This is a genomic window from Nostoc sp. FACHB-190, from assembly GCF_014696905.1.
Taxonomy (GTDB): Bacteria; Cyanobacteriota; Cyanobacteriia; order Cyanobacteriales; family Nostocaceae; genus Nostoc_B.
Genome location: NZ_JACJQW010000030.1, coordinates 68,079 through 80,577 on the forward strand (window position 1 = coordinate 68,079; position 12,499 = coordinate 80,577).

Consider the following 12,499-nt stretch of genomic DNA (forward strand, 5'->3'; position numbering starts at 1 on the left):
TATGAAATTGTTTACACCATTACATATTATCTATGGATAGCATAATCAATTATCAACAAACTGAGAAAATATACGAAAGTGCTAACTCCTTAGTTTATCGAGGTATTCTCCAGCCAGAAAACCAACCAATTATCCTCAAAATTCTGAAAGAAAACTACCCCACTCCCACAGAATTAACCCGATATAAACAAGAATATGAAATTATTCGTTCCTTTAACTCAGATAAAATTATTAAAGCCTATGACTTAAAGCGATATCAAAATAGTTTAGTAATGCTTTTAGAAGACTTTGGTGGTCAGTCTTTAAAAATGTTAATCTCTCAGCATCGATATAGACTACCAGAATTTCTCACCCTTGCCATCAAAATTACAGAAAGTTTAGCAGCCATACACACAGCCAATATTATTCACAAAGACATTAATACTAGCAACATAGTCTATAATCCCAGCACTGACCAATTAAAAATCATTGATTTTGGCATTTCTACCCGTTTATCCGCAGAAAATCAGACAGTTTGGCACATTAATCAATTAGAAGGAACTTTAGCTTATATTGCCCCAGAGCAAACGGGTAGAATGAACCGAGGCATAGATTACCGCAGTGATTTTTATTCTTTGGGTGTGACATTCTATGAATTATTAACCAATCAACTCCCATTTGCAACTAATGATCCGATGGAGTTAGTTCATTGTCATATCGCCCAACATCCGACAACACCCCATGAACTAATCACCTCTATTCCTTTGACAGTATCTAATATTGTCATGAAATTACTAGCAAAAATTCCAGAGGAACGATACCAAAGTACTTGGGGAATCAAAGCAGATTTAGAAACTTGTCTGCAACAATTAAATACTTGCGGACAGATTTCTCAATTTCCTTTAGGAACTCAGGATATTTTCGACAAGTTTCATATTCCGCAAAAACTGTATGGACGAGAACAGGAAATCACTCAACTATTAACTACCTTTGAGCGAGTCAGCCAAGGTACTACTGAGATGATATTGGTTTCTGGCTATTCAGGTATTGGCAAAACCGCCTTAATTAATGAAATTCACAAACCAATTACACGCCAACGCGGATATTTCATTCAGGGAAAATTTGACCAGTTGCAAAGAACTACTCCTTACGCAGCAATTACACAGGCTTTTCAACACTTAATCTATCAACTCCTCAGTGAACCGGAAATAACTTTAAAAAATTGGCAACATAAAATCTCAACAGCTTTGGGAAATAATGGTCAAATCATCATTGATGTAATTCCTGAGCTAGAAAAGATTATCGGTAAACAGCCACCTATTGAAAAACTAGGAGCAACTGAAGCCCAAATTCGGTTTAACTTATTCTTTGCCAGATTTATTGGTATTTTCTGCCAAAAAGAACATCCCTTAGTTATCTTCCTTGATGATTTACAATGGGCAGATTTACCATCTTTGAATTTAATCGAGCAATTAATAACTCAAGCTAATAATCAATATTTATTGATCATAGGAGCATATCGCAACAATGAAGTCAGTCCTACTCATCCTTTAATAGCAACCTTAGAGCAAATTAAACAGAAAGAAATTACAGTTAGTGAAATCAAGCTGAAACCTTTAGCCATCAATCATGTTAATCAATTAATTGCTGATACTCTAAATTGTTCATTAGAAGATTCGTACTCTCTAGCGGAGTTAGTTACTCAGAAAACCGATGGCAATTCTTTTTTCTTGACGCAATTATTACAAGGCTTTTATAAGGAAAAGCTTTTATTTTTTGCTCATCCTGCAATTACTCCGACTCAAACAGAAAGTAAACAAGGATTTTGGCAATGGGATATTGAGCAAATTCAAAGTGTAGGTATAACTGATAATGTCATTGATTTCATGGTCAGTCAAATTGAAAAACTCACTAATAATACCCAGAATATTTTAAAATTAGCTGCCTGTATAGGTAACCAATTCAATTTAGAAACACTGGCTATTGTAAGTATCAAATCTCAAACAGTTGCTGCTCAAGCACTAGAACCAGCTATCAACGCAGGATTGATTATTCCTTTAAGTAAGGATTATCAAATCCCTCTGCTATGGAGTCAGGAAGAAATATCAAATGATGCGGCTGAAATATCATCTGCTTTTATTCCCAAGTATCCTGACTCTATTATCTACAAATTTTCCCATGATCGGGTTCAGCAAGCAGCGTATAGTCTAATTTCAGCAGCCGAGAAAAGAGCTATTCATCTGCAAATCGGCCGCCTGTTGCTGAAAAACACTCCAGAAGATGAGTTAGAAGAAAATATTTTTAATATTGTGAACCAACTCAACGCCGGAGCAGAATTAATCACAGAGCAATTTGAGCAGGATGAATTAGCCAAATTAAATCTGCAAGCAGCTAAAAGAGCTAAAGCATCAACAGCTTATCAACCTGCACTTAAATATCTAGAGACAGGATTAAAACTCTTAACAGCGAATAGCTGGCATGATCAGTACACATTAACATGGGAACTGCATATAGAAACTCTAGAATTGCTGTACTTAAATACTAAATTTGAGCAATTTGAGGAGTTATCTGCCACTATTTTGGCACAAGCCCAAAATATTCTCGATGAAGCCAAAGTTTATCAATTACAAATACTTTATTATTACACGACATTTCAAGCTAATCAGGCAATAGATATTGCCATGAAGATTTTAAGCAAGTTGGGAACAAATATTGTCCAAGAACACAGCGATATAGAGAAGAAACTTGAACAACAACAAAATTTAATTCAAACATTCTTACAGGGGAATAATATTGAATATCTACATCAATTACCTGTGATGACAGATCAGTATCAAATAGCTGTTATTCAAATACTACAACAAATTGTTTCTGCTACACATACGACAAATTTTCCTTTATTTGTAGAGATTATATTAGCGCAGATGAATCTCTGCTTAAAATATGGCAACCCACCGAATGCGGCTTATATATATAGTACTTATGGAATGCTTTTATGTAGCATCAAACAAGATGTTGATTATGGTTATAGGTTTGGCAATTTAGCTCTCAAACTAGTAGAAAGCTCTAATATTAGCAAACTTGAAGCCTTTGTTATGCAGATGTATTATGGACAAATCTGGCATTGGCGAGAGCATCTCAGGAATGTAGTTGCACAAAATAAATTAATACATGGATTTAAAGTAGGTATAGATACAGGAGAAAATGAGTTTGCTTCTTATGTAGCGATAAATTATTGTTTGATCAGATTATTTGGGGGAGAAAATTTAGCAGAGGTTGAACAGGATTACCAAAAATATTCTGTAGCCATCAAAAATCTCCAGCAACAATTCTCGATATTCCTGACAGAAATATTTTATAAATTAACCAGTAAATTACTTAGTGTCGAGACTCCTAATCAGTTGATAATTGGTAATAATATCACTGAAGAACAGGAATATTTAGAAAAGTGGATTCAGAGTAACAGTCAATGGTTAATATTATTTGTTTATTTCACAAAGACATTTTACTGTTATCTTCTCAAGGATTATACTTATGCTGCTGCTAATGGTATGCAGGCGGAACAGTATGTCAAAGCTTCTAGCTCATTTTTAACAGCACCTCAACATAATTTCTATTCTTCTCTGAGTTTTCTTGCTGCTTATCATAGCTGTGATGTCGCACAGCAAGCAGAATTTCTCAAACAAGTAGATAAAAATCAGGAGAGTATGAAAATCTGGTCTCAAAATTGCCCAGAAAACTTTCAACATAAATATAATTTAGTGGCGGCTGAAAAAGCAAGAATTTTAGGAGAGAGTTGGCAAGCCGAAGAACTGTATGAACGAGCTATTCAAGGTGCTAAGAAATATGAATTTATCCATGAAGAAGCTTTGGCTTATGAACGAGCAGCAGAATTTTATTTACAACTAGGTAGGGAAGAAATTGGGCAATTATATCTGAAAAATGCTTACTATTGTTATACTCTCTGGGGAGCTAAAGCTAAAATCAAGCAATTAGAAGATGAATATCCACAATATTTGACTGGGACGACCAATTTAGGAAAAGTTAAAAGCATTAGTACAACTATTTCGGTTACTGATACTCATGGAGAATTACTTGACTTAAGCACAGTTATTAAAGCTTCCCAAGCTCTAGCTGAGGAAATTGTTCTTAGTAAGTTGCTGGCGAAGTTAATGAGAATTATGATTGAGAATGCAGGCGCACAAAAAGGCTTTTTGCTTTTGCATTCTGATGAGAGTTGGGTAATTGAAGCAGTAGGAACAATTGATTCTGATGAAGTTACAATCCTACAGTCTATTCCCATATATTCGCCAGCCGTTTCTACTCAAACTCCTTTGCTGGCTACTACCATCATCAACTATGTAGCACGTACCCAGGAAAATGTAGTTCTCAATGATGCCGTCAATGAGGGACAATTTAGCAGTGACCCTTACATTATCGCCATTCAAGCCAAATCAATTCTATGTATTCCCTTACTCAATCAAGGGCAACTCAACGGTATTTTATATTTAGAAAATAATCTCACAACTGGCGCATTTACACCAGATCGTGTCCAAGTTTTAAATATCCTGTCTAGCCAAGCGGCTATTTCTATTGAAAATTCTCGTCTCTACACCACCCTAGAAGAAAAAGTAGAAGAACGTACTCAAGAATTATCACAAACCCTAGAAATTCTCAAAGCTACTCAAGCAAAATTAGAGTTTGAAAATGCTCTGCTCAAAAGTGCTGAAGAAGCTTCAACCTATGATTATCAAGTAGGTGGTAGTTTGCCTATTGATGCGCCTACTTACGTAGTGCGTTCCGCAGACCGTTATCTCTATAAAGCATTAAAAAGTGGAGAATTTTGTTATATCCTGAATACTCGACAGATGGGGAAATCCAGTTTGATGGTAAGGATGAGGCATCATTTACAGGAAAAGGGTTTTTGTTGTGCTGCTATAGATATGACGCGAATAGGCAACGAAAACATTACCCCAGAACAATGGTATAAGGGATTAACTGTGGAATTGTGGCAAGCTTTTGACTTGTTGGACAAGGTTAATTTAAAAGTTTGGTGGCAAGACCGCTTGGATATTGCTCCTGTACAGCGATTAAGTCGATTTTTTGAGGAAGTTTTATTAAAAGAAGTACAATTACCAGAGAATACACAACCTCAAATCGTGATCTTTTTAGATGAAATTGATAGTGTTTTAGGGTTAGATTTTGCTGTTAATGACTTCTTCTCACTCATTCGTTCTTGTTATAACCAGCGTGGTCTTAATTCCCAGTATAAAAGGTTATGTTTTGCCTTATTTGGTGTTGCCACTCCTAATGATTTAATTACTGATTATCGTCGAACACCTTTCAATATTGGTCAAGCAATTCAACTGTATGGCTTCCAACAACATGAAGCCCAACCCTTGCTGCAAGGAATTGCAGACAAAGTGAGTAACCCCCAAGCCGTGCTGAATGAAGTTTTGTCCTGGACTAATGGTCAACCATTTTTAACTCAAAAGATTTGCCAGATAATTCGCAGTGTATCGGCTTCTGTCCCCCAGAAAACTGAAAAGGCATGGGTGGAAAATTTAATCCGCACAAATATCATCGAAGACTGGGAAGCCCAAGACGAACCAGAACATTTAAGGACAATACGCGATCGCATTCTCAAAGGAGAGTGTGATACTAGTCAAATATTAGCACTATATCAACAAGTTTTGCAGTTAAAACAACTGAGTGCAGTAGAAACGCCGGAAGTAAGAGAATTGATATTATCCGGCTTATTGATTAAGCAACAAGGTTATTTAAAAATCCACAACCGGATTTATGAATCAATTTTTAATAACAGTTGGATTGAAGATAATCTATAGTTAATTTTTATCAAAGCTAAAGTTTTCTTACAAATTTCCTCTGAGAAATTTCAGGTAATTTATTTGGATAAAGAAATTATATTTTTATACATATAGAGTAATTCTTATTAAAACTATAGGTCAATAGTATCTAAAATTAGCCATTCCAAAACAAACTAAAACACTGAAATTATCGATGCGATCGCACTTCCAACATTGTGTAATATCAGATCAAGACAATTCTGGAATCTTATCGACCAGTGTTGAAGTTAATACTATGTCTGTTATGTCCACAAGGGAGGGAATTGCTATAAACATAGCTATTGATGAAATAATCAATAGCATCGCAGAGATTACATAAGTAAGCATTGTGTAATACATAAATAAAGAGATCCTACTCAGCACAGGCTGACACCTGTTTTCTTTCAGAGGATGTTTTAAAAGTAGTTGGCTGTGTTTTGAAACGCTTGTTCATCCCCCCCTAACTCCCTTAAAAAAAGAGGGGAATTAGGAGCGAAGTCCCTCCTTTTGAAGTGGGCTTTTTTAGGGTTTTATGAGGGAAGAGTAAAGTTTATAAAATCATAGTAAAGCACTTTTTCAACAACCTTTAACACTACTTTCAAGTCAGAAAAAATTGTATTTAGTAAAATTTTACACGTAAAAACTATGTATTTTGACTTAGATGAGGCAGTTAAAATTGCTAATCAAGCAGTTTTTACTAAGTTCTGTAGAAAGTTAAGTGACATTGAAATCATTGTCCTTAAAGGAGCTTGGGAACGATACGCATACGATCAAATTGCAGCTAGACATCAGTATGCAACAAGCTATATTAGTCAAGATGTTGCACCAAAGCTCTGGAATTTGCTCACAGAAGCTCTGGGAGAAAAAGTCCGCAAAAGTAACTTTAAAGAAGCTTTGCAACGGAATTGGGATAATACATTTAACTCCCCATCTTACTTACAAATCCCAGAATCAATAACTCCTAAAAATATACAAGAAAATCACACTCACAAAGCAGCAAAACCAGCGACCTGCTTACGTCAAAGTCAACAAAATTTAGCTGTTCCAGAATTATATGTGGAGCGATTAGCAATTGAATTTCTCTGCTATGAAACTCTGTTACAACCTGGTTCTCTGATTCGGATTAAAGCACCTAAATTAATGGGTAAAACCTCCCTCATGGAACGAGTGTTAGGTAAAGTGGCAAAAGAAAACTATCGGACGGCTAGTTTAAGTTTAGAGATGGCAGATCGGCAAACTCATCTGACTAACCTGAATAAATTTTTGCGTTGGTTTTGTCTCAATCTCAGCCGAGAACTCAAATTACCCAATCAGTTAGATCAGTATTGGGATGAAGAAGGTATGGGTGCTAAGGTAAGTTGCACAACTTATTTAGAAGAATACCTCTTGCCTGCCAATGAAAGTCCCCTAGTTATCTACCTAGATGACGTGGATGCGCTTTTCCCTTATCCTGAAGTTTATGAAGACTTTTTTGGGTTGTTGCGTTCTTGGTATGAAAAAGCCAGAAGTCGTCCAAATTGGAAAAAGCTCCGGATAGCGATCGCTCATGCTACGGATGTTTATATTCGCTTGAATATTAATCAATCACCTTTTAATGTAGGATTACCCATTGAATTACCAGAACTAACTAGAGATCAGGCACAAGAATTTGCAGGGCAATATGGATTAGTTGGAGATGAACTATTAATAGAATCCTTAATGCAATTGGTAGGTGGTCATCCTTATCTGTTGCAGCAGGCATTTTCTCATCTCAAAACTTATCCCCATATCACCCTGGAACAATTATTAGCAGAGGCGGTAACAGATGCAGGTATTTATCGTCATCATTTGCGAGAATATTGGTTGAGTTTACAACATGAACCAAAACTCATGGCAGCATTTGAAAAAGTGGTTACTTCGACGAAACCAGTTAGATTGGAAACCATCTCAGCTTATCAATTGCAGAGTATGGGTTTGGTAAAGCTGGTAGGTAATGAAGTAGAGCCACGTTGTCAATTGTATCGTAGTTATTTTAGTGATGTGATTAGAAATTCTATCAAGTTGAACAACTAATCTCCCTAAATTTACCCCAATTGCTTCTCCTAATTGGAGACACTATGATAACAAACCTGGAAACCCTTATAACAAAATTATAAAAAGTCATATTCTGCTGTCAGCTCATACCTCCAGATAATTTTTTCTTCGTTCTGCTCAATCACAGCATGAACTTGATAAGGGCGAATCTTGATAGATTTTTCATTAGAATTTTCCATGTCTAGCCAAGCCATTTGCGCTGGCCGATTGCCCTCAATAGGAATGGCTGCAACATTGATTTTTGGCTGCTCATCAAGACCTAATGAAGCTGCAAATTGTACATATCTTCTCATTGGTTCTTGACATTCAATTTTATAATTAGCAGCGAAAGAAAAATCAGTCCTATTAATAACTTCTCGGCTAATTACCATCGATGGTATAACCTGATCAATGGGCCAGTTTGAGGAATTACTGTAAGTATCTGGAGGTCTAAGAACACATCTCTTGGTTTTGTTAACTACCTCAATGAAATTCTTTTTAGGCGCAGCATTAGCATGACCATAAAAACCACCAAAAGTAATGGTTACAGCTAATAACAAAGTAACGAAAATTTTAGCTAGAGATTTCATGGAATTAATATCCTCCCTGTCTTTATATACATTGAATTACGCTGGTATTTTTTTAATCTAAAAATTGCAGACATTTTGAATCTTGACACAAAATTTTACATCTTCATTAAGGTAAGTTTCAAAAGCGTAAAAGAGTCTACACAAAAAATGTCAGCTAATTTCAGGTCGCCTTAACAGCAATTACAAAACTGTGGCAGTAGGTAGATGTTGATATGTTGAAGTTTTTAGTTGAGGCAAAAGAGTTACATCATCAGCCAAATTTAATGTCTGACAAAATCTAATTTCTAGATAAAGAACGGCAATTAAGCTAGAGTCTAAACTTCACAAAAAAGCGATTTCTGCATTGCCAGATTAGATCACGAGAGTAAAGCTATTTTTTCTCTGTAACTTCATAGATCCAAATAAATGTTTGGTCTTTTTGTTTGATGACAGTATGAACTTTAAAAGGATAATTATCGATGGATTTTTCATTATAGTTTTTCATTTCATCCCAAACGATTTTTGCTGGCTGATTTCCATCTTGATTCAGGACGGCAATATTGCTTTTTTTCTGACCATCACTCCCTGATAAAGCTGAAAATTGTACATTTCTTTTTTCTGCATTTAATCCACAGTCAATTTGATAATTGGCTGCAAAAGAAAAAGTATCTTCATTAGATTTTTGACCAACTAACTGCAATGGAATAACATCACCAATAGGCCAATCTAAGGAATTATTGTAAACTCCTACACGTTTAAGGACACATTTAGTTTTGTTGGCGATCTCAAGCGCAGTTTTGTAGGTTAATGTATTCACTGGTATTTCTAAAGTTTCATTTGGCTGAATTGCGGGATGTAAATCACTAGATAAACTAACTTGAGCTTGGTCTAAAGCGATTGATTTAAGTGCAGCATTCGCATGAACATGAAAACCACTAAAGGCAATACTGATAGCGAGTAAAAAGGTCAGAAAAGTTTTAATTAGAGATTCCATTATCTAGACATCCTTAGTTAAAATTAAGTGCTTTATTTCATCTCAATTGAAATTAAAAAAAGGGGAAATAACTCCCCTTTACAGATAGATTCATCCTGATATATGAGGAAGTCTGTTAGCAACAAAGTCTATAATTTTGTTACTTGAATTTCAGACAAACACATGATTAAGTTATCGTTATATCTGAGGTTAGCACGAACCGCAAAAAGATAATTATTGAGCTTTATCCTTGGGATTATCTATCTAGTACAACAAGGCAAAAGTAAAAAGTCAAAAGGAAAAAGAAAGAATAGTGATACCACAAGCCTTTTAGCAATTCCTTATGGTCTGTTTATTTCAGCCCACCTGGAAATCTAGTTATTGACCACAGGTTCCGCACGTTATAGACCCAGATAACTGAGTCGCCTTTCTGTGCCATAAAAGCACGAGCTTGAAAAGGATCGTTGTTGAGATTTTTATCACTTGCATTATCCATTTCCTTCCAAGCGATTTTTGCTGGCTCATTACCAGTTTGATTAATTACTTTGAGGTGAATTTTTCTGGAACCTATATAAGGCCATGAAGCAGCAAATTGTACATATTTTCCAGTGTCTCCAATTGCATAGTTAGCCGCAAACGAAAAACTACCACCAATAGAAGTACCACTAAATTGTTGTCCGACTAAATTCAATGAACTAACATCACCAACAGGCCAATTTGATGAATCATTGTAACCACCTACACGAATTAAAGGGTATTTAGTTTGGTTAGCCACCTCAATAACAAACTTTTGCGAATAGTGTACGAGGTTTATTATTTGGTCTATAGTTTGATTTGCATCTATGCTGACACTGATGGGGATGGGGGTTCTACTGTGCATCATGTCTATATTTTGAGAGAGTTCATAGTCATCGTAATAAGGGTAAGACGCAGCATTAGCATGATCATAAAAACCACCAAAGGCAATGGTTACAGCCACTAAAAAAGCAACAAAAATTTTAGCTAGAGATTTCATGGAATTAATATCCTCCGTGTCTTTATATACATGGAATTACGCTGGTATTTTTTAATCTAAAAATTGCAGACATTTTGAATGTTTACACGAAATTTTACATTTTTCGTTCAGGTAACTTTCAAAAGCGTAAAAGAGTCTACACAAAAAATTTCAGGTAGCCTTAACAGCGATTACAAAACTGTGGCAGTAGGTAGATTTTGATGTGTCATAAGTAGTTGCACAAAAAGGTAGGCAACAGGGAACGGGGAACAGCAAGAGAATGTGTGTAATTAATTTTGTGTTATTACTTAGCTTTGAATCAGATGAACAACACTTGCAATTCCATATTTCAAGTATGCTTGGCTTTTCAATTCAATAATTCAGTTAAATTCAGGACTCTGAAAATTCAGTTAAATTCAGGGAGACCAAAACCTATAACCATGTAAAAATTAGCACTAAAATAGGTTTTAAGCATCTATAAAATACTAATGTCTATTTAAGAACAATATGCGATCGCATCTTCAAAGGCAAACAAAAAGCGTGTAGTGAAATCGCCCCAGTTGAATCAACAACAAAGCGATCGCACTTCCACAACACAAAAAAAGGCGATCGCACCTTCCCCGACAAAAAAGCGATCGCCCATATTGTCGGGCGATCGCTATAAAACTTAGGGGTAGGTTAGCGAAGCGCATAAACCACCGAATTTAATGATGGGGGTGGTGCGTTAACGAAGTAACGCACCCTACAAGATCAGGTGATCGTACTACAAGATCAAGTGATCGCACTAATTATAGTATAAAGCGATCACCCCTCAATTTCCCATCATCAAGGCGATCGCTCACCTGTAAATAAATCAAATAAAAAGCGATCGCACTCCAGCTTAAGGCATCGTAAACATCGCACTGACAATTGAGAGGGTGCGTTACATTGCATTAACGCACCGTACAAGCTCAGCGATCGCACTTATAGAGGAGTTATGCTCAAGTGTTCAGGTGATGATTGGACGCCTTTGGTCGAACCATTTTGAGCAGCAGCTTGGCTGTCATTAAGCGAGAGGACATGCAGTTCTTTCCCATCAGAGAACTTGAGCTTCGTGGTTTGTACATATGAGGAGACAGTTACAGGAATGAAACTTGTACCCTCGGCAATAAGTTGTCCTGTTACATGGAATTCTGATACTGATAGATTGTAGACATTTTTAGTAAATTCCTCTTTCTTTTCATCATTTTCCACATTGAAAGATGCGCTTTTATCTTTGTAATGGTTATAATCACCACCTCCAAATAGTAAGCCAAACATCCCACTAAAAAGCCCCCCAGCCATACCAAACCCACCATAATTTTCTTCTAGTTTCTGTTGTTCTTCGTTAGAGAAAATACCCCACACTCTTTCCTTAAAATAGTGGTATGACTCCTCTGAAATAGTTGATATTGTGAAATCAATGTTAACGTTGGCACGAGTCCCCTTCTGGACTACAACGTATACTCCGCTTGCTTGCCCATGACCAGTTGTTACGGTTCCACTGTCATAAGCTGCTCTTTCATCAACCGTGTTAGTCTGACTAGGAACTTGAATAATATTAAGATTTGCCATTGGTTTTCCTTGTTGTGCTTCGTGAGATATGGATTCTTAGCAGAAGTGTGGGTTTTTTTCCATCTATTTATTAAACGTTTCCCCACCCCAATTTGTGACTTCTTCGAGTTACAGGCGTTTTTTCTCCCCTAAAATCCACCCTCAACCCCCCGAACCCTTCTTTCTCTTACCTTTCAGCCCCTGCAAAATCTTCTCAACCTCCCCACGAACCGGATACAATAACTGCTGACGCAAAGCACTTTCATAAGCCTGTATCGCCTCCAACCTATCCCCCAACCCCGCCAAAGCTCTCCCTAACCAGTAATCAGCCACAGCCGGGTTAAACGCTCTCAATTCCTGACACCCCTCACAAGCCGCTTCCCACCACCGCTTACTAGCCCCAACATCCCCCAAAGCTCGGTAACTCTCTCCTAGCCACACCGCAGCAGGTACAGATTGGGGATAACCCTCTCCTGGTAACAACTCCCATCCTTATCTTTGAGCCGTTGCAAAA

7 protein-coding genes are annotated in these 12,499 nt (G+C 36.6%); 2 read left to right on the top strand and 5 right to left on the bottom strand.

The window, feature by feature from the left end; translation table 11 throughout:
• Positions 1-32: 32 nt before the first annotated feature.
• Both H6G28_RS26290 and H6G28_RS26295 read left to right on the top strand, forming a co-directional pair.
• Positions 33-5,825 carry an AAA family ATPase gene (locus H6G28_RS26290; RefSeq protein ID WP_190675396.1) on the top strand — a complete coding sequence of 1,931 codons (5,793 nt, stop codon included), beginning with the start codon at positions 33-35 and terminating at the stop codon, positions 5,823-5,825.
• Positions 5,826-6,470: 645 nt separating this feature from the next.
• Positions 6,471-7,877 carry an AAA-like domain-containing protein gene (locus H6G28_RS26295; RefSeq protein WP_190590215.1) on the top strand — a complete coding sequence of 469 codons (1,407 nt, stop codon included), beginning with the start codon at positions 6,471-6,473 and terminating at the stop codon, positions 7,875-7,877.
• A gap of 77 nt (positions 7,878-7,954) precedes the next feature.
• On the opposite strand, the gene H6G28_RS26300 is transcribed toward H6G28_RS26295, so the two are convergent.
• From H6G28_RS26300 to H6G28_RS26320, 5 genes are all read right to left on the bottom strand, one after another.
• Positions 7,955-8,467: a hypothetical protein gene (locus H6G28_RS26300; protein ID WP_190675398.1), complete on the bottom strand. Its 513-nt coding sequence runs from the start codon at positions 8,465-8,467 to the stop codon at positions 7,955-7,957.
• Between the two features lie 370 nt (positions 8,468-8,837).
• Complete coding sequence (locus H6G28_RS26305; protein ID WP_190675400.1) at positions 8,838-9,440, bottom strand: hypothetical protein; 603 nt, start codon at positions 9,438-9,440, stop codon at positions 8,838-8,840.
• Between the two features lie 331 nt (positions 9,441-9,771).
• Positions 9,772-10,434, bottom strand: coding sequence for a hypothetical protein (locus H6G28_RS26310; protein ID WP_242054650.1), 663 nt, complete (start codon positions 10,432-10,434; stop codon positions 9,772-9,774).
• A 942-nt stretch (positions 10,435-11,376) separates the two neighbouring features.
• Positions 11,377-12,006 carry a hypothetical protein gene (locus tag H6G28_RS26315; RefSeq protein ID WP_190675402.1) on the bottom strand — a complete coding sequence of 210 codons (630 nt, stop codon included), beginning with the start codon at positions 12,004-12,006 and terminating at the stop codon, positions 11,377-11,379.
• Positions 12,007-12,147: 141 nt separating this feature from the next.
• Positions 12,148-12,468 (bottom strand): hypothetical protein, encoded by a 321-nt coding sequence (locus H6G28_RS26320; protein ID WP_199331638.1) that lies wholly within the window; start codon positions 12,466-12,468, stop codon positions 12,148-12,150.
• Between the last annotated feature and the right edge of the window lie 31 nt (positions 12,469-12,499).